The following is an 18488-nucleotide window of genomic DNA, read 5'->3' as shown; positions in this document are numbered from 1 at the left end:
CCTAACGGCGGTGCTTCCATAATCGTCGTCATGCGCGGTCGTGCGGTTCCTGGCCGCTCTCCAGCCTGCTGCGCAGCGTGCTGACGACGCGACTGACGGTTTCGATGTCCTTCACCGGCAGCCCATCGGCGAGGCCGTTCACCCAGGGCAGTTGCAGGCGCATCGCCGCGTCGAAGGTTTGCCGCCCCTTCTCGGTCAGCACCACGAGCTGGGCGCGGCGGTGATGCGGGTTGGTCTCGAAGGTGACGAGCCCGTCCCGCTCGAGGTCGTTGACGATCCGCTGCACGTTCTGTCTGGCAGCGCCGAGGTCGCGCGCCAGCCACGCCACCGGTTGCGGGCGCTCGGTGGCGACGATGGCGCCGAGGATCTGCCAGCGCGCGCTGGTCAGGCCAAGTCCGGCCACCATCCGGTCGCCGGCGGTGAACAGCAGGCTGTTGAGCCTGAACAGGTCGAGAATCAGGTCGCTCAGGGCTTCGCCCGCCGGCGTGCGCTTGGTTTGGGGCATTCGTCACCATAAGTTGATAGTGACATCATGATGTCAAATTACTATGTATCCATCTGATCGAAGTGACATCATAGCACCATATCAACGGAGCCAGCCATGCCGCAGATGCGCCCCCTCGACCCCGCATTCCCGATCGACCGCCAGCTCTCGGTCGAGGCCAGCAACATCGTGCTCGTCAACCTCTTCACGCTCGATGCGGCCGACGAGGATATCTTTCTGAAGGCATGGCAGGCCGACGCCGCCATCATGAAGCGGCAGCCCGGCTTCATCTCCACCCAGCTGCACCGCGCGCTCGGGGACAGCCCGGCCTATCTGAACTACGCAATCTGGGAATCCACCGCGGCCTTCCGCGCCGCCTTTGCGAACCCCGAGTTCAGGGCCAAGCTCGCGGCCTATCCGGCCTCGGCGGTGGCGTCGCCGCACCTGTTCCAGAAGGTCGCGGTGCCGGGCGTGTGCGTGGCGTAGCAGGCTGCCGGAATTATCGCCTCGTCGCAGTCGGATCGCCCAACCCTAGATCACCATCAGAATGCCGAGCGTGGCGAGTGCGGCAAGAAACGATATGTCCAGAAATCGCAGGGGCGATTTTGGGCGACGACCCGCGGCACCGGACATGACGTAGTAGAGGCCATAACCCGCGCCGAGCACGACAAACGTCAACGTTTGCTTGAACCAGAACGTCAGGACCACCGCAAGATCGTCGATGCTGTCTTGGGCATAGGCGCCGAGCGCGAGCACCGCGCCGATCGCGTAGAACAGCACCAGCGTAGGGATTTGGCGTCGCGGGACATGGGATGATCTTACGTCTCGATCGTAATTGAACCGCAAAAAAGAAGGCCGCCCGGAGGCGGCCTTCGATCGCGATGCGAATGTGCTGACCGGGCTCAGAATCCGCCCATGCCGCCCATTCCACCCATGCCGCCACCGCCCGGCATTGCCGGCGCAGCGTCCTTGGGCAGTTCGGCGACCATGGCTTCGGTGGTCACCAGGAGGCCGGCCACCGAGGAGGCGTCCTGCAGCGCAGTGCGCACCACCTTGGCGGGGTCGATGATGCCCTTGTCGACCATGTCGACATAGTCCTCGGTCTGGGCGTCGAAGCCGAAGGTCTCCGACTTGTTCTCGAGGATCTTGCCGACCACGATCGAGCCCTCGACGCCGGCGTTCTCCGAGATCTGGCGGACCGGAGCTTCGAGTGCCTTGAGCACGATGTTGATGCCGGCCTGGACGTCGGCATTCGGGTTGGTGAGACGGCCGACCGCCTTCTTGGCGCGCAGCAGCGCAACGCCGCCGCCCGGCACGATGCCTTCCTGCACCGCAGCGCGGGTCGCGTTCAGCGCGTCCTCGACACGGTCCTTCTTCTCCTTGACCTCGACCTCGGTCGCGCCGCCGACCTTGATGACGGCAACGCCGCCGGCGAGCTTGGCAAGACGCTCCTGCAGCTTCTCACGGTCGTAGTCCGAGGTGGTTTCCTCGATCTGCGCCTTGATCTGGCCAACGCGGGCGTCGATGTCCTTCTTCTTGCCGGCGCCCTTGACGATCGTGGTGTTCTCCTTGTCGATCACGATCTTGCCGGCACGGCCCAGCATGTTGACCGTGACGTTCTCGAGCTTCATGCCGAGGTCGTCGGAGATCAGCTGACCGCCGGTCAGGATCGCGATGTCCTCCAGCATCGCCTTGCGGCGATCGCCGAAGCCCGGCGCCTTGACGGCGGCGACCTTGAGGCCGCCGCGCAGGCGGTTGACCACCAGCGTCGCCAGCGCCTCGCCCTCGACGTCCTCGGCGAGAATCAAGAGCGGACGGCCCGACTGCACCACCGCTTCCAGCACCGGCAGCATCGACTGCAGGCCGGTCAGCTTCTTCTCGTGCAGCAGGATGTAGGCATCCTCGAGCTCGGCGGTCATCTTCTCGGCGTTGGTGATGAAGTAGGGCGACAGGTAGCCGCGGTCGAACTTCATGCCCTCGACGATGTCGACCTCGGTCTCGAGCGACTTGTTCTCCTCGACGGTGATGACGCCCTCGTTGCCGACCTTCTGCATCGCCTGCGCGATCATCTTGCCGATGGCGGCATCGCCATTGGCGGAGATGGTGCCGACCTGGGCGACTTCGGAGGAGGAGGCGACCGCCTTGGCGCGCTTCTCGATGTCCTTGATCACGGCGGCGACCGCGGTGTCGATGCCGCGCTTGAGATCCATCGGGTTCATGCCGGCGGCGACCGACTTGGCGCCCTCGCGGACGATGGCCTGCGCCAGCACGGTCGCGGTGGTGGTGCCGTCGCCGGCGGTGTCGTTGGTCTTGGAAGCGACCTCGCGCAGCATCTGCGCGCCCATGTTCTCGAACTTGTCGTCGAGCTCGATCTCCTTGGCGACGGTGACGCCGTCCTTGGTGATGCGGGGCGCGCCGAAGCTCTTCTCGATGACGACGTTGCGGCCCTTCGGGCCGAGCGTCACCTTCACGGCATTGGCGAGCACGTCGACACCGCGCAGCATGCGGTCGCGGGCGTCTCCGGCGAATTTTACGTCCTTGGCAGCCATTGATTTGAACTCCTGGAATGTCTGTGAATTGCTTGCCGTCTGTTGACGCTCGTCATCGCCGGGCAAAAGCACGAAGTGCGTCTTCGTGCTAGGTGACCCGGCGATCCATCGTTTTGGTAAGATTCTTCGGAAGCGTGATGGATGCCCGGGTCAAGCCCGGGCATGACAGCTGAGGGCGCGGCGGCCCTCGGAGATGCTGGCGCTTACGCCAGCACGCCCATGATGTCGGACTCCTTCATGATCAGGAGCTCCTGGTTGTCGAGCTTGACCTCGGTGCCCGACCACTTGCCGAACAGCACGCGGTCGCCGACCTTGAGGTCGATCGGGATCAGCTTGCCGGCCTCGTCCCGGCCCCCCGGGCCGACGGCGACGATCTCGCCTTGGGACGGCTTCTCCTTGGCCGAGTCCGGAATGATGATGCCGCCCTTGGACTTCTCCTCGGCATCGATACGCTTGACCACGACGCGGTCATGCAGTGGGCGGAAGGTGGATTTAGCCATGACGTTTCCTCTTGAAGGTCCTCTTGGAGGCTCGGTTTCAGGTCCGGTTCATCGAGACCGGCGTTGAATACCGGCCCGGTCGGCGCCAGGCAGGACGCCCGGCGCATTTAGCAATCGTGGTGCAAGAGTGCTAATTGTGCGCCGGGAAATATGGCTTGGCGCAGTTTCTGTCAAGCAAACGGGTTAAGGCCTTGGTGAGGCCAATATAGGATGGTGGACCGGAAACCAAATCGTAGCGATGACGTAATTTTGTCAGACGTCATTGCTCCGCCTTAAGTTTTACGCTTGGCTGCATGACGGGTGCGGCCGGGAGATAGTTCGGGGGATGCATATGATCAGGTCACTCAACGCGCGATTGGTCGCACGGTTCGCGGCTGTCTCGGCGCTGACGACGCTTTTGGGGGCGTGCGGCAGCATGAGCCTGCCGTCGCTGTCGTCGAATCCCGAACCGGGGCCGGTCGAGCCGGGGGTGGCCCCGGAGATGCCGGCGAGCATCCGCGCCGACGAGATCGTCGGCCGCTGGGGCCTCGCCTCGTTCCAGAATCCCGCCGACCGCGCCCGCACCGAGGCCGCCGCGCGCGGCCAGTGCAAGCAGCCTTACGTGATCGGCGCGGGCCAGAACGGCGGCGTCATCATGCATCTGGCCGACCAGGCCACCCCGCAGGAACTGCGGCTGAAGGGTTCCCCCAGCGGCAAGAACTATATCGGCCCGCCCGGACCTGTGCCCGGCGAGCAGGACCGTGAGATCCTCTCGTTCGACGGCCGGGTCATGATCACCCGCTTCGTCGACAAGGACGCCGCCACCCGCTACGGCAACATGGTCTATGTCCGCTGCGCCCCGAGGGCGTAACGGCGGGCTTCGAGCTATCTACGGATCTAGCGCCCCGCAGGCGGTGCACCAATCCCCCTGTGGGAGAGGTCGGATTGCATCGTCAGATGCAATCCGGGTGAGGGTCTCTCTCCGCGAGTCCCACTCTGGTCCGAAAACGCCGAGACAACCCCTCATCCGGCGCTTCGCGCCACCTTCTCCCACAGGGGAGGAGGGAACGGGCGGTCATTGCGAGGAGCAAAGCGACGAAGCAATCCATCCTGCCGCATGTGCGGAACGATGGATTGCTTCGCTTCGCTCGCAATGACGGCCGGACAGGCTGTGGCCCAAACAAAAACGCCGGCCCTTGAGGCCGACGCTTTTCGTTCTCGTTCGACAAGCCTCAATTGAACATTGCGTCGATGTCGTCCTGCGAGGCGTGGCCGGCGTCGCCGTCGAGCTTCGGGCCGTTGAGCAGGCGGGCGTCGCCCTCGCGGGTGTCGACGATCGGCGTCGCATGCGACTTGATGGCGTCGACGCCGCCCCAGATGTTCATCATCTCGTTGATGTGCTGTTCGATGAACTTCATCGTCTGCATCACCTTGCTGATGCGCTGGCCGGTGAGGTCCTGAAAGTTGCAGGCCTCGAAGATCGAGACCACGCGCTCCTGAATATCTTCGCTGAGCCGCTTCTGCTGATCGGGCGTGACGTTGTTGGCGAGCGCGGTCGCGGCCTGGTCGATCGCCTCCACCGCCTCGAGGATCAGCTGGGTGGCCTGTTCGGTGCCGCCGACCACGGCGCCGAGCTCGCCATTGACCTTGGCCATCTCCTCGCCGTTGAAGCTCTTGCCGTGCAGCACGGCGATCTCGCGTTTGGTGCGGCTGATCGCGTCGTGGATCAGGTCGAGCTCGACCTTGAGCTTCTCGCATTGTTCGACCTGCGCGCGGTAGGTCTCGAGCAGTGCGTGCGTCTCGGCGACTTCGCGGGCGACCGCGGCATCGACGCTGTCGCCGGTGCGCTGCGCCGGCGTCGCGGCCATCTGGGCGCGGATCGAGCGAAGCTCCGCCATGATCTCCCGATGCATCGGACCGAGCTCGGCGCTGCCGGCAACTTCCGGCTCCGGCATCACGACTTCGCCCATCGCCTGCTCGACACGAAAACGCTTGCGCTTCACTGACATGATTTTCATTCCCGCCCCTTCACTGCCGTCCGTTCTAGCGAGAGGTGATTTAACGTCAGGTTCACGCGGGAACAGTTTGCGCCGCCCGTGCGCAACCGCTGCGATACCGGCGATTAACCATGTCGCCGCGGCGTTCACGCAAAATAAACGCTGTCAGGCAAAACCGCGCCGCAGTGTCGAGATGGTGAATCGAAACGGCCGATCCGTTTACCAAACCGATGCGGTTTTCATTGCTTATTGACCACGTGCAACGGGGCTTGTGCGCTCCGTCCACGTCACACGTCACGACGAAACCAGTACAGAGTACGTCGATGTTCAGGAAAACCACGCTTGCGCTGCTCGCCGGCGCCTCTTCGCTTGTTGCCCTTCCGCATCATGCCATGGCGATCGACGCATCGGCTCAGCCCGAGCCCACCGTGATCTACGCCAACCAGGGCGCACCGCAGCCGCCGATGCGCACCGCTTATGTGCAGCCGCAACGCTCCAACCTGGGCGGCGGCTTCATCGAATTCCTGTTTGGCGATGCGCCGTCGTCGCAGGGTTATTCTCCGCAGCCGAGGTATCAGCAACAGCCCGGTTATTACGGCAACCGCCAGGAGCTGCCGCCGATGGATCCGCAGCAGCAGATGATCCGCCAGCAGGAAGAGGCGGCCGGCGATCCGACGCAGCGTCCGTTCGATCCGCGATACGAAAAGCAGCTGGTCGATTACAGCGGCAAGGAAAGCGCCGGCACCATCGTCGTCGATACGCCGAACAAGTTCCTCTATCTGGTGCAGGGCGACGGCCGCGCGCTGCGCTACGGCATCGGCGTCGGGCGGCCCGGCTTCACCTGGGCCGGCGTCAAGACGATCTCGGCGAAGAAGGAGTGGCCGGCCTGGACGCCACCGCCGGAAATGCTGGCACGCCGTCCCGATCTGCCGCGGCACATGGAAGGCGGCCCGGAGAATCCGCTCGGTGCCCGCGCGATGTATCTCGGCTCCTCGCTCTATCGCATCCACGGCTCCAACGAACCCTGGACGATCGGCACTAACGTCTCGTCGGGCTGCATCCGGATGCGCAATGAGGACGTGATCGACCTCTATGGCCGCGTCAATGTCGGCGCCAAGGTCGTCGTGATGTGAGAGGTGCGTCAACCCCCCTTGCAAAGGGGAGGTCGCTTTGCTCGTCAGAGCAGAGCGGGTGGGGATCTGGTCTCTCCATGAGCAGCAATGCGTGTGGCTGACCCCCATCCCGACCTTCCCCCTTTCAGGGGGAAGGAGAACGGCTGCATCCGGGGCTACGGATTGTTCAAGACAAAACGGCCGCTCGATGGAGCGGCCGTTCGTGTTCAGGCGACATGCGTACGCTTACGCGTAGTTGCTGTCGTCGCCGCCACCATCATCGAAGCCGCCGTCGTCATTGTCGAAGTCGTCGGCGTCTTGATCATCGTCACTGTCCCGATCGGCCTGCGCCTGGTCGAACGCGCTGGCGCGCGAGCCGCTGTCGCGATTCGAGCCGACATCGTTGATCCCGGCGTCACGGGCAAGATCGCTCGACGACTGGTCACCGCCCCAGGGGCGCGAACCGCCGCCGAAGTTGCCCGCATCGGCCAGCGACTGGTGGCCGCCGCCGCCCATCATGCCGCGGATGCTCGACAGCAAGAGCCCGCCGCCGACCACGCCGGCCGCGGCCGCAGCCGCAGTGCCGAGGAACGAGCCGCCACCGCCACCGGGCGCGCCGCCGAAGGCCGAGGGCTGCGGGCCGCCGTATTGGGGCTGACCATATTGCTGCGGCGGCTGGCCGTAGCCGCCGGCCTGCTGCATCGCCTGTCCCGAGTTCCAGACCGGGCGGCTGCCGCCGATATCGGGCGCGCGCACCGGCGGCACCGAGCCGTGCGGCTGCTGCTGGCCCTGTCCGAAGATCGCATCGCGCATCGAATCGAGGAAGCCGCCGCCCTGCTGCTGTGCCGGCTGCTGCTGGGCGACCGCGGCCTCGAGCTGCTGGATGCGGTCGTGGGCGCGCTTCAGCGCCTCGTCCTGCACCAGCGCGGTCTGCACCAGCGCGTAAACCGCATTCGGCGCGCTACGCAGGCCTTGCATGATCGCGGACATGGCCTCGCTGTCGCGCGGGGCATTCTCCAGCTTGGCGAGCCGGTCGAAGAGATCGTCGATCAATTGGCGTTCTTGCGGTGTCATGGCGTTCTCCATCGCGTCGCTCGAATCGGCGCGCGGCTGATGTAGGACGGGCTTTGTGGCGCAAGGAGTGGGGGCCCGAATTAAATTTATGTATGCGACAATACGACCGGATGAACCTCGTTAGGCCGATGTAACTTTATCCGAGTGTAACTTTATTCAGGGCCAGCAGGGCGGGGAAATCGTCGCCTGCGAGATAGGCATGCTCGGTCTCGCGCTGCGTCGTCAGCGGATCGAGGCTCTTCAACGTTTCATCGACGAAGCCGGGATGGCACATCACCAGCCCATCCTCGGGCAGGCCGTCGAGGAAGCCGCGCATCAAGCCTGCGAAATCGGTCTCGCGTGTGAAATCATAGGCGCCGGCGAAGGCCGGATTGAAGCGCAGGCCCGATCGCTGGGCCTTGATCCGGAATTGGGTGCTGAGCACGTTCAGCACCAGCGCCTTCGGCGCCGCGAGCTGGCGTGCGAGGGGACCTTCGCGTCCGCACTGCCGCACCCAGGCGCCCGGCGCGCGCTCCTTCACGGCGCGCAGGAAGCCGTCGCGCACCTGCGGGAACAGCTGCGCGTGCTGATGGCCGTCGACGAAATCGGGCGCGCGGCCGAACAGATCGTGGAAGGCGTCGAGCTGCGCCAGCACTTCGGCATGGACCAGCTCGGCGTCGAGCCGATGCATCAGCCCGGCACGCAGCAGCCGCGGGAACGGCAGGAACATGTCGCCGTCGAGCGGGCGGAAATGCATCGTCAGCGGCCGGAACGGCGCGGTCAGCGTCACATGCAGCCCGATCGCGCAGCGCAGGCTCTTCGCCACCGATGCCGTCAGCGCGGCCGCCGCCTCGCGGCCGATTGCTGCCGTCACCATCATCACCGATGTCGCATTGAGGCGGCCGCGTTCGATCAGATCGCGGATCGCGCGGTTGACGCCATCACTCAAGCCATAGTCGTCAGCACACAGCCAGATCCGGCGCGGCGCAGCGTCGCTCATTCGGCGGCGGTCCGCTCGGTGGCGCTTTGCGCCGCGCCGCCGTCGGCGTGCTTCTCGGTGTGCTCGGCGACGAAGTAGATCGGCCGTGCCTTCAATTCGGAGAGGATCTTGCCGATATATTCGCCGACGATGCCGATCATGATCAGCTGCACGCCGCCGATCGTCATCACGCCGATCATCAGCGAGGGATAGCCGGGCACCTGCTTGCCGGTGGTCAGCACTTCCCACAGGATCGAGAGGCCGAACAGGAAGGCTGCGCCGGCGAGCAGCGCGCCGAGCAGGCTGGCGAAGCGCAGCGGCGCCACCGAGAACGAGGTCAGGCCCTCGATCGACAGGCCGATCAGCCGGCCGGCGTTGAAGGTGGTGACGCCATGCGCGCGCGGCGCCGGCTCGTAGTCGACGCGGATCTGCCTGAAGCCGATCCAGCTCGCGAGGCCCTTGAAGAAGCGGTTGCGCTCCGGCAATTGCCGCAAGGCGGCTGCCGCGCGCGGCGACAGCAGGCGGAAGTCGCCGGCATCCTCGGGAATCTGCTGCCGCGCGCCCCAGTTGATCAGCGCGTAGAAGCCGCGCACCGCAAGCCGCCGCAACGCCGATTCATTGTCGCGATGCGCCTTCGCCGTGTAGACCACATCAAAGCCGTCATCGATCCAGTGCGCGACCAGCTGCTCCACCAATGTCGGAGGATGCTGGCCGTCGCCGTCCATGAACAGCACCGCGCCGCGGCGGGCATGGTCGAGGCCGGCCATCAGCGCCGCCTCCTTGCCGAAATTGCGCGACAGCGACACCACCTGCAGGTCGAGCCCGTCGGCAGGCAGGCCGCGCGCGATCGCCAGCGTGTTGTCCGCGCTGCCGTCGTCGACATAGACCACTTCGCAATTGAGCCCGTAGCGGGCGCGCAGCGAGCCGGCGAGGTCGATCAGTCGTTGGTGCAGCGCCGCAAGCCCGGCGGCCTCGTTGTAGACGGGCACGACGATGGACAGACCCTGCGCGGCGGCGGTCTTGGCGGTTGTGGTCAGGCTGGAGACGTCAGAGCCCAGCATCATCGGTCAGGTTCCGGAACTAGAGCGCTTTCCGGCGAAAAGAGCTTCGCCTTCGCGTGGAGAAAACGCGTCACGACAAGATATCATGAACACAATATGGTACCGACGGCCGGCTGTCGCCAACATGAACGGCGACACCGGCTCATTGGCGCAGGAACGCCTCGAGCCTGGCGAACAGCGGGTTCTCGCGGTCGAACACATAGTCAAGCGACACCACCGACACGGTCTCGGCGCCGTGCTCGCGCAGGAAACTGCCGAGCGCGTAGAGCTTGCCGGGTGGGCAGTGCAGCGTCAGCATGCCCGACGAGGTCGGGCTGCCGAACGGGGCGACCACGCCGAAGCGGGTATGGGCTTCCGACAGCAGCGCGTCGTTGCAGCCGGCAAAGCGGGTGCGGACCTCGCGGTATTTGCTGGCGCGGGCGCGCGCGGCGATGTGGTCGAGGATGACGCGCGCAGTCTCGCGGGCGCCGGTCGACCAGTCGGCATCGCGGGAGGCGACGAGGTTGGCCTGGCTGCGCAGCATCACACCGTCGTCGAGCACCTTGAGCCCGTTGGCGGCGAGCGTCGCGCCCGTCGTCGTGATGTCGACGATCAACTCGGCGGTGCCGGCCGCGGGCGCGCCCTCGGTGGCGCCGGCGCTTTCGACGATGCGGTAGTCGCCGACGCCGTGCTTCGCAAAGAAGCCGCGTGTCAGGTTGATGTATTTGGTCGCAACCCGCATGCGGTGGTTGTGCTGCTCACGGAAGCCGCTCGCGACGTCGTCGAGATCGGCCATGGTGCGGACGTCGATCCAGGCCTGCGGCACCGCGACCACGACATTGGCATAGCCGAAGCCCAGGCCTTCGATCATCAGCACGCGCTTGTCGGCATCGGGAATGCTCTCGCGCACCAGGTCCTCGCCGGTGACGCCGAGATGCACCGAGCCGCGCGCCAGATTGGCCGCGATCTCGCTCGCCGACAGATAGGCGATCTCGACATTGTCGACGCCGGCGATGGTGCCGCGATAGTCGCGCGCGCCGCCGGCTTTCGACAGGGTCAGCCCGGCGCGGGCGAAGAAGCTTTCGGCATTTTCCTGCAGACGTCCCTTGGAAGGAACGGCGACGACGAACGGCGTGCTCATCGGGCGCCTCCGCCGGCCTTGCCATGCCGGTTCATCGCCTCGATCCAGACCGAGAAGCCGACCGCGGGGATCGGATTGGCCGAGCCGAGCTGCGACATCAGCCCGTCATAGCGGCCGCCCGCGACCAGCGGCTCGGCGCCGTTGCCCCTGGCGTGCAGTTCGAACTCGAAGCCGGTGTAGTAGTCGAGGCCGCGGCCGAATGCGGTCGCGAACCGCGTCTTGCGGATATCGATGCCGCGTGCGGCCATGAAGCCGACCCGGCTCTCCAGCTGGTCGATCGCGGCGGCAAGATCGAGCCTGGCGTCGGCGGCCAGCGCGCGCAGCTGCGCGACCGCGTCGTCGGGATCGCCTGATATGGCGAGGAAGCGCTTGATGGTGGCGAGCGCATCGCGCGGCAGTGCGCCACCCTTCAGTGTCGATTGCTCGAGGAAGCGATCGGCGATCTCGGCGACCGTTCGTCCGCCGACATTGGTGGTGCCGGCGATCGACATCAGGTCGGTGACCAGCGCCAGCGCCGCTTTGCGGTCGGAGCCGGCCAGCGCTGCGAGCACGCCCTCATATTCGTTGCGGCCGGGCGCGGTCGCCAGGGTCAGCTGCTCGATGTCGTCGGTCAGCGAAACCTTGCGGTTGAAATCCTTGATCAGCCGGCGTCGCCACACCGGGTAAAGCTCGAGTGCATCGATCAGCGCGTTGAACAGCGCGACGTCGCCGGTGCGGATCTCGACGTCCGTCAATCCGAACGCCGTGGTCGCCTCCAGCGCCAGCGCCAGCATCTCGGCGTCGGCCGCGGCGCGGTCCTGCCGTCCGAAGGATTCGATGCCGGCCTGCAGGAACTGGCTCGGCGCTCCGTCGCGATAGCGGAACACCGGGCCGAGATAGCTGAAGCCGGCCGGCTGGCCGGCGCGGGGCGAGGCGAGGTAGTCGCGCGCCACCGGGATCGTGAGATCCGGGCGCAGGCAGAGTTCCTCGCCGCTCGGGTCGGTCGTCAGATACAGGCTCTTTCGGATGTCCTCGCCGGACAGGTCGAGGAACGGCTCGGCCGGCTGCAGGATCGCGGGCTCGGACCTGAGATAGCCAGCCTGCGCGAACGAGGCCAGCAGCGCATCCGCCCATAAGGCGGATCCGGCGGCGGATCGTGGTGCGGCAGCTTGGCTCATCTCGACGTCCAAAGGTTGCGGATTCGGGGTCCGCACGGGTTCCAAGGGTGGTTCGGGCAGCCCTTACCATGGCCGTATCACGGTTTCGACAGCGATCAGCCAAGTGGCTTAATGATTGCGTGCGTTAACGATTTTACGACGGCTTGGCTAGGGAAAGATGCTTCCCCTCAGCTTTCAGGTCCCGTCGTCCTTGAGGCTCGCTCCGCGCGCCTCAGGAGACGGAACGGGGGCTGCTTTTCACTGCCAATCCCCGAGCGCCGCCTGCACCAGCGCCAGCGCCGCGACGGCGGCGGTGTCGGCGCGCAGGATACGCGGGCCGAGGGCGAGGCGGAGGATGCTGGGCTGGCGCAGCAGCAGGGCGCGCTCCTCCTCGGCAAAGCCGCCCTCGGGGCCGATCAGGATGTCGATCCCGGCGTTCGCGCGCCTTGCCGCCTGCAGCGCCTGCACCGGGTTCGCCACTTCGGCGGCCTCATCACAGAACACCAGCAGCCGCGCCGGATCGCGACCCGCGAGGAAACGGTCGAGCGGGAGGGGATCGGCGACCTCGGCGAGCGAGATGATCCCGCATTGCTCGGCGGCTTCGACCACGTTCGCGCGCATCCGCTCGCCGTTGACCCGCGACACCTGGGTAAAGCGCGTCAGCACCGGCACCAGCCGTGCCGCGCCCATCTCGACCGCCTTCTGCACCATGTAGTCGAGCCGCGCATGTTTCAGCGGTGCGAACACATAGGTCAGGTCGGGCAGGCGGTCCTGCACCCGGGTCTGCGCCGTGATCGTCAGCGTGTCGGCCCGCTTGCGGCCGGAGATCTCGGCCCGCCATTCGCCGTCGCGGCCATTGAACACCAGCACGCTGTCGCCGGCATTGAGCCGCAGCACGTTGCCGAGATAGTTGCTCTGGTCGCGCTCCAGCGGAACAGAGGTGCCAGCACCGAGCGGGGCATCGACGAACAGGCGGGGGCTGCGAAAATCGTGGTCAGGCATATTCGATGCGGCTCAGTGCTGTGGGCAAGTTTACCAAACTGAGCGCCCCCGTAATGGTGCGGACTCGTCAGGAACTCACCGGCCCAGTAAGTACGAGGTGTCGATACATTGCTTCTGTCACCAAGTCTTATTTGAAATCCAAGGGGTCGCTTGCACGCGGCCCCTTTTGCCTTTCGGCCAACCCCGCGCGCCGCGCGAGGCATGACTGAAAATCGTGTTCAGGCAGACTTGATGGTCCGGTTTTACCGCTGCTCGCCACCTAAAGGCTTCAAATCGGGGAACAATTTAATGTGGCCGGTGTGGCCCTACGCCGCGCTGTCGCCCAAATCCACGGGTTGTTAAGGGCTCCCAGGAATCGTAAAACGCCCCCAAATTTCGTTGCTTCGTTTTGTTGCGCTGGGGTTGCCTGGACCTTTTGCCGGAGAAACACCCTCGATGATCCGCCGACTGATCGTGCTGACCGTTGCCGCGACCGCCCTGTCCGCGGGGAACGCCGCGGCCCAGAGCGCCTTTCCGGCGCCGCTGCCCAATCAAGGCCAGGCCGGCACTGCGTCCGATCCCGCGTTCCCGCCGGTGAACGGCGCGCGTGCAAGCCCGGGCCGGGCAGGCACCGCTTCGGATCCTGCGTTCCCGCCGGTCAACGGTGCGCCGGCGGCCAGGATCGGCGCGACGCCATCGGCATTCCCGACCAATGGTGCAGCCCCGATTGCCGGCGGCGGTCTGTCGTCGCCGCCGCCCCCGCCCGGTGCCGGCGGGGCAGGTGATGCCTGCATGAAGGATTTCGTTCCGCTGCGCGAGGAGACCGAGAAGCGCGGCAAGGCGATCAAAGCGGCGAGCGACCGGCATGCCAGCCCCCAGGAGGCCTGCAAGCTGATCGGCAATTACAGCCAGGCCGAAGTCAGGATGATCAAATACGTCGACACCAACGCGTCGAAGTGCGGAATCCCGCCGCAGATCTCCGAGCAGCTCAAGACCGGCCACAAGAATACCGAGGCGTTGCTGAAGAAGGTCTGCAACGTTGCGGAGCAGGCGGCGGCGCAGCCGCGCGGGCCCGCGGGACCGTCGCTGAGCGACGTGCTCGGCTCGTCCGCCTCGCTGCCGGAAGCGACCCCGACCAAGAAGGGCGGCAGCACCTTCGACACGCTGAACGGCAACGTTCTCACCCGTTGATGGATCCGTCATGAGCGATGTTTCCGCCCGCGTTGCCGACTCCACAGGCAACTGGGTGGATACCCATGCGCCGGTCTGGTCGCGGCCCTATCTGCGGCTTGCGCGCTACGACCGGCCGATCGGCTCCTGGCTGTTGTTGATGCCGTGCTGGTGGTCGGCGGCGCTCGCCGCCGGCGTCGCACATGATGTTCGCGCGCTGCCGCTCGTCGTGCTGCTGTTCTTCATCGGCGCCTTCGTGATGCGCGGCGCGGGCTGCACCTGGAACGACATCACCGATCGCGATCTCGACGCCAGGGTTGAGCGCACCCGGTCGCGGCCGATCCCGGCCGGGCAGGTGACGGTGACGCAGGCTGTGGTCTTCATGGTGCTGCAGGCGCTGATCGGGCTTGCGGTGCTTTTGCAGTTCAACCGCTTTGCTGTCATGACCGGCATCGCCTCGCTTTTGATCGTCGCGATCTATCCGTTCATGAAGCGGATCACCTGGTGGCCGCAGGTCGTGCTCGGCCTCGCCTTTTCCTACGGCGCGCTGATGGGTTTTGCGGTGACGCTGGAGCGCATCGATCCGGCCGCGATCGCGCTCTACGCCGGATCGATCGCCTGGGTGATCGCCTACGACACCATCTACGCCCATCAGGATGCCGAGGATGACGCGCTGATCGGCGTCAAATCCACCGCGCGCCTGTTCGGCGCACGCACCCATCTGGCGCTTAAGATTTTCTACGGTCTCGCCGTGCTGCTGATCGGCGTAGCGTTCGCGCTTGCCGGCGCCCGCTGGCCGGCGTGGATCGGGCTAGCGGCATTCGCGCTGCATCTCGCCTGGCAAATCCGCCGGCTCGACACCAGCGATCCCGCGCTCTGCCTGCGCATCTTCAAATCCAATCGCGACGCCGGCTTCATTCTGTTCGCGAGCCTGGTCGTCGATGCGGTGCTGCGCGCGGCGTAGTTTTTCTTCACTCGCCACAAAATAACAGTGAGGTGAGCACGCTGCTCAGGCTCCCTCTCCCCTTGCGGGAGAGGGTGGGGAGAGGGGTGGCCCCGGGCGAGATGATCGAAGGGGAGATCGTTCTTGCAACTTGTTCGCTCGTCATCGTGACGAATACGGAGAGAGCGCGTCGTGTGGCACCCCTCTCCCTAACCCTCCCCCGCAAGGGGGGAGGGAACCCTTCCGCCGGTGCATCCCTTACGCGCCGTGAGCCATTTTCATCGTCGTCCTGGCGAAAGAGGTGAGAGTCGTGGAGCGCGGCGAAACGAACTCAGTCCCGCGCGATGATCTCGCGCTCGTCGCGATGCACGCTGGTGCCGTTGAGGCTGACGCCGGCGCGGCGGCGGACCAGGAATTTCGGGCGTCGCGCGCGGATCGCGTTGCGGCGACGGCGGCGCGGGGAGGGCGTCCGCGGCGCCGGCTCGGTTAGTTGCGGCAGACGGAAGATGTCGCTCCACATCTGCCAGGCGGAGGCGATTTCTTCGGCATCCGAACTTGAGCCGAGTGGAATGCTGAGCGCGGGATCGCGGTGAACCAGCACCAACATCTGCGCATCGTCGATGCCGCGCAGCGCGACGCCGAGGAAATCGCTGACGCGAACATTGACCGCCATCCGCATGCCGAGAACGGCGCGGCGCAGCACGACATGTTCGCGATGAAGCTCGACCTGCCGCATGCCGCCATCCGCGCGCGCATCCTGCGCGTGGAAGCTAAGCGGAAGGCAAAGGGGGTCGAGCCGCAGTGCGCGGCTCGACCCGGCGGAATTGATTCCGCTTGTTGGTGTTTGACGCCTCAAAGCCTTAGTCTCCCCGCCGGGATTATGTTCCCGGTCGATGTGTGAGAGCCTAGCCGAGCGATGGCCGTTTCGGCTTAAAAAGCCTGGTTAACCGCTCCTCACCTCGTGCCATGATTGACAAGAGGTTGGCCCGCATGATTGACGAAGCCTTGCGCCAATCACTCAAATCTTTGTTGGCCGCCGGTGCAAAGTGCTTGAAATCCCTGTGAATCCGGCACATCTGGTTAGGTCTGTCGACGCCATTCCGGGCCCCCTCCATCCGCAGGAATTCGTTCGTGAACTCTTCACCATTTGCATCGCGACACGGCGATACCTCCGATCTGTTCGATCAGTCCGGCCTGAGCGACCTTGCGCAGCGTCTGGTCGAAGCCGCCAAGCGCGCCGGCGCCGATGCGGCCGATGCCATCGCGGTGCGCGGCGTCTCGCAAGGCGTCGAAGTGCGCGATGGCCGCGTCGAGGAAACCGAACGTTCCGAAGGCGATGACGTCGGCCTGCGGGTATTCGTCGGCCAGCGCCAGGCGGTGGTGTCGACCAATGACATCAGCGGCGACGAGATCGCAAAGCTCGCCGAGCGCGCGGTCGCGATGGCGCGCGTCGCGCCCGACGACAAATATGTCGGCCTCGCCGATCCCGCGCTCCTCGCGCATGATTTCCCCGATCTCGATCTGCTCGACCGCAACGTCCCGACCACGGCCGAGCTCGAGCAGCGCGCCATCGAAGCGGAAGCTGCCGCGCTCGCGGTCAAGGGTGTCACCAAGTCCGGCGGTGCGTCGGCCTCAACCGGGATCGGCGGCATGGTGCTGGTGACGTCTACCGGCTTCCACGGATCCTATCTTCGTTCCAGCCATGGCATCTCGACGACCGCGATTTCCGGTGAGGGCACTGGCATGGAGCGCGATTACGATTTCACCAGCGCGCCGCATGCATCCGATCTCGATTCACCTGCCACCGTCGGCCGCAAGGCCGGCGAGCGTGCGGTGGCGCGCGCGAATCCGCGCAAGGTCGAGACCTGCAAGGTGCCTGTGGTGTTCGACCCGCGGGTTGCGGGCTCGATCGTCGGCCATCTGGTCGGCGCCATCAACGGCGCCTCGATCGCGCGCAAGACCAGCTTCCTGAAGGACAAGCTCGGCGAGCAGCTGTTCTCGAGGGATATCCGCATCATCGACGATCCCTTGCGCGTGCGTGGCCTGCGCTCGCAGACCTTCGACGCCGAGGGCGTCAAGGTGAAGAAGATCGCGCTGATTGACGAGGGCGTGCTGACCACCTGGGTGCTGGACTCCGCGACCGCGCGCGAGCTCGGCCTGGTCACGACCGGGCATGCGCATCGCGGCGTGTCCTCCTCGCCGTCGCCGGGCACCTATAATCTGCATCTGGAGCCGGGTGCAGTGACGCCCAAGGAGCTGATCTCCGACATCAAGCAGGGCTTCTATGTCACCGACCTGATCGGCTCCGGCGTCAACGGCGTGACCGGCGATTACAGCCGCGGCGCGTCCGGCTTCTGGATCGAGAATGGCGAGATCACCTATCCGGTCAGCGAAGTGACCATCGCCGGCCATCTGCTGCCGATGTTCAAGTCGCTGGTCGCCGCCAACGATCTGGAGTTCCGCTACGGCGTCAATTCGCCGACCTTGCGCATCGAGGGCCTGACGCTTGGCGGACGCTGATACGGACGACTGGACCAAGGCGCGCGATGCCGCCTTGCTGACCAAGACAGTGCAGGAGGCGGGCCGGCTCGGTCTGTCGATGTTCCGCACCGAATTGAAGAACTGGATCAAGGGCGCGTCCTCGCCGGTGTCGGAGGCCGATATCGCGGTCAACGACCTGCTGGAGCAGCAGCTTCGTTCGGCGACGCCGGGTTACGGCTGGTTGTCGGAGGAGAGTGCCGACAACGAGAGCCGTCTCGACAGGCGTTTCACCTGGATCGTCGATCCGATCGATGGCACCCGTGCCTATCTCGCCGGCCGCGAAGACTGGTGCGTCAGTGTGGCGCTGGTTGAAAATGCATCGCCGGTGCTCGCGGCGGTGTATGCGCCGGTGACCGAGGAATTCTTCTTCGCCGCCCGCGGTCAGGGCACCACCCTGAACGACAGCGGTGTGCACGCGACAACGGGCACCGATTTCGATTTCCCGCGCATGGCCGGGCCGAAGCCGCTGGTGCAGCGGCTCAGCCCGACGTCGGACGAGATCACGCTGTTTCCGCGGATCGGATCGCTGGCCCTGCGGTTGTGCCGCGTAGCACAAGGTCGACTTGACGCCGCCTTTGCCGGCGGGCAAAGCCGCGACTGGGATCTTGCCGCCGCGAATTTGATCGTGCAGGAAGCGGGTGGTAAGATGACCGCGCTCTCGGGGGAAGCGATTGAGTACAATCGCCGGGAGGTGACGCATGGGGTGCTGGTGGCAGCAGGACGCGAACGTCATGCACGCATTGTCGAGCATTTTCGCAACCGTCCACTGCCGTGAGGTCCCGCCAATCCGCGCCGCGCTTCCGATTGTGACGAGCAGACCTGTTACGACAGGCTTGTGACGACCAGACTTGTAACGAGCCGACTTGATAACGACCAGCCTTGA

The 18488-nt window shown here is 65.6% G+C and carries 19 protein-coding genes; 7 read left to right on the top strand and 12 right to left on the bottom strand.

All coding sequences use genetic code 11. From position 1 onward, the window contains the following. Window positions 1-28: 28 nt before the first annotated feature. Complete coding sequence (locus ACVISU_RS14745; protein ID WP_456707402.1) at window positions 29-505, bottom strand: MarR family winged helix-turn-helix transcriptional regulator; 477 nt, start codon at window positions 503-505, stop codon at window positions 29-31. A gap of 96 nt (window positions 506-601) precedes the next feature. Between ACVISU_RS14745 and ACVISU_RS14740 the strand changes: the two genes are divergently transcribed. Continuing rightward, window positions 602-970 carry an antibiotic biosynthesis monooxygenase family protein gene (locus ACVISU_RS14740; protein ID WP_050403696.1) on the top strand — a complete coding sequence of 123 codons (369 nt, stop codon included), beginning with the start codon at window positions 602-604 and terminating at the stop codon, window positions 968-970. 45 nt (window positions 971-1015) lie between these two features. On the opposite strand, the gene ACVISU_RS14735 is transcribed toward ACVISU_RS14740, so the two are convergent. The 3 genes from ACVISU_RS14735 to ACVISU_RS14725 form a co-directional block, all read right to left on the bottom strand. Continuing rightward, the gene (locus ACVISU_RS14735) at window positions 1016-1264 is read right to left on the bottom strand and encodes a hypothetical protein (RefSeq protein WP_456707401.1); all 249 of its coding nucleotides are present in this window, start codon (window positions 1262-1264) and stop codon (window positions 1016-1018) included. Window positions 1265-1386: 122 nt separating this feature from the next. After that, window positions 1387-3033 (bottom strand): chaperonin GroEL, encoded by a 1647-nt coding sequence (gene groL / locus ACVISU_RS14730; protein ID WP_063695299.1) that lies wholly within the window; start codon window positions 3031-3033, stop codon window positions 1387-1389. A 203-nt stretch (window positions 3034-3236) separates the two neighbouring features. After that, window positions 3237-3533: a co-chaperone GroES gene (locus ACVISU_RS14725; RefSeq protein ID WP_018269780.1), complete on the bottom strand. Its 297-nt coding sequence runs from the start codon at window positions 3531-3533 to the stop codon at window positions 3237-3239. Window positions 3534-3864: 331 nt separating this feature from the next. Here ACVISU_RS14725 and ACVISU_RS14720 point away from each other — a divergent pair, with 331 nt between their 5' ends. Next, the gene (locus ACVISU_RS14720; RefSeq protein WP_050403750.1) at window positions 3865-4383 is read left to right on the top strand and encodes a hypothetical protein; all 519 of its coding nucleotides are present in this window, start codon (window positions 3865-3867) and stop codon (window positions 4381-4383) included. Between the two features lie 361 nt (window positions 4384-4744). Here ACVISU_RS14720 and ACVISU_RS14715 read toward each other — a convergent pair whose 3' ends face one another. Next, window positions 4745-5521 (bottom strand): protein phosphatase CheZ, encoded by a 777-nt coding sequence (locus ACVISU_RS14715; RefSeq protein WP_050403694.1) that lies wholly within the window; start codon window positions 5519-5521, stop codon window positions 4745-4747. Window positions 5522-5832: 311 nt separating this feature from the next. Between ACVISU_RS14715 and ACVISU_RS14710 the strand changes: the two genes are divergently transcribed. Further along, entirely contained in the window at window positions 5833-6642 is an 810-nt protein-coding gene (locus ACVISU_RS14710) for a L,D-transpeptidase (protein ID WP_050403693.1), read from the top strand. A 225-nt stretch (window positions 6643-6867) separates the two neighbouring features. On the opposite strand, the gene ACVISU_RS14705 is transcribed toward ACVISU_RS14710, so the two are convergent. The 6 genes from ACVISU_RS14705 to ACVISU_RS14680 all read right to left on the bottom strand — a co-directional run bounded on the left by ACVISU_RS14705 (window position 6868) and on the right by ACVISU_RS14680 (window position 12972). Further along, entirely contained in the window at window positions 6868-7695 is an 828-nt protein-coding gene (locus ACVISU_RS14705) for a DUF2076 domain-containing protein (protein WP_050403749.1), read from the bottom strand. A 136-nt stretch (window positions 7696-7831) separates the two neighbouring features. Continuing rightward, window positions 7832-8674 (bottom strand): ChbG/HpnK family deacetylase, encoded by an 843-nt coding sequence (locus ACVISU_RS14700; RefSeq protein ID WP_456707400.1) that lies wholly within the window; start codon window positions 8672-8674, stop codon window positions 7832-7834. Then, complete coding sequence (locus ACVISU_RS14695) at window positions 8671-9717, bottom strand: glycosyltransferase family 2 protein (RefSeq protein ID WP_050403691.1); 1047 nt, start codon at window positions 9715-9717, stop codon at window positions 8671-8673. Before ACVISU_RS14695 ends, ACVISU_RS14700 begins: the two co-directional genes overlap by 4 nt. A 139-nt stretch (window positions 9718-9856) precedes the next feature. Beyond that, window positions 9857-10834: an ATP phosphoribosyltransferase gene (gene hisG / locus ACVISU_RS14690; protein WP_050403690.1), complete on the bottom strand. Its 978-nt coding sequence runs from the start codon at window positions 10832-10834 to the stop codon at window positions 9857-9859. Further along, complete coding sequence (locus tag ACVISU_RS14685) at window positions 10831-11991, bottom strand: ATP phosphoribosyltransferase regulatory subunit (RefSeq protein ID WP_456707399.1); 1161 nt, start codon at window positions 11989-11991, stop codon at window positions 10831-10833. The genes hisG and ACVISU_RS14685 overlap by 4 nt, the downstream gene beginning before the upstream one ends. Window positions 11992-12228: 237 nt before the next feature. Beyond that, window positions 12229-12972 (bottom strand): 16S rRNA (uracil(1498)-N(3))-methyltransferase, encoded by a 744-nt coding sequence (locus ACVISU_RS14680; RefSeq protein WP_456707398.1) that lies wholly within the window; start codon window positions 12970-12972, stop codon window positions 12229-12231. A 435-nt stretch (window positions 12973-13407) separates the two neighbouring features. Between ACVISU_RS14680 and ACVISU_RS14675 the strand changes: the two genes are divergently transcribed. Next, window positions 13408-14142 (top strand): hypothetical protein, encoded by a 735-nt coding sequence (locus tag ACVISU_RS14675; protein ID WP_050403688.1) that lies wholly within the window; start codon window positions 13408-13410, stop codon window positions 14140-14142. 10 nt (window positions 14143-14152) lie between these two features. Then, window positions 14153-15085 (top strand): 4-hydroxybenzoate octaprenyltransferase, encoded by a 933-nt coding sequence (gene ubiA / locus ACVISU_RS14670; RefSeq protein WP_050403687.1) that lies wholly within the window; start codon window positions 14153-14155, stop codon window positions 15083-15085. A gap of 310 nt (window positions 15086-15395) precedes the next feature. Here the strand turns inward: ubiA and ACVISU_RS14665 are convergent, their stop codons facing one another. Continuing rightward, a complete protein-coding gene (locus tag ACVISU_RS14665; protein ID WP_456707397.1) occupies window positions 15396-15920 on the bottom strand; it encodes a DUF6101 family protein in 525 nt (174 codons plus the stop codon). Window positions 15921-16195: 275 nt separating this feature from the next. Between ACVISU_RS14665 and ACVISU_RS14660 the strand changes: the two genes are divergently transcribed. After that, window positions 16196-17584, top strand: a complete 1389-nt coding sequence (locus tag ACVISU_RS14660; RefSeq protein WP_050403685.1) for a TldD/PmbA family protein — start codon at window positions 16196-16198, stop codon at window positions 17582-17584. Continuing rightward, complete coding sequence (locus ACVISU_RS14655; protein ID WP_456707396.1) at window positions 17571-18380, top strand: inositol monophosphatase family protein; 810 nt, start codon at window positions 17571-17573, stop codon at window positions 18378-18380. Before ACVISU_RS14660 ends, ACVISU_RS14655 begins: the two co-directional genes overlap by 14 nt. Window positions 18381-18488: the final 108 nt, after the last annotated feature.

The organism is Bradyrhizobium sp. USDA 4452, assembly GCF_054063575.1.
The sequence above is the reverse complement of the archived record's forward strand: the minus strand, read 5'-3'. Positions and strand labels throughout refer to the sequence as shown.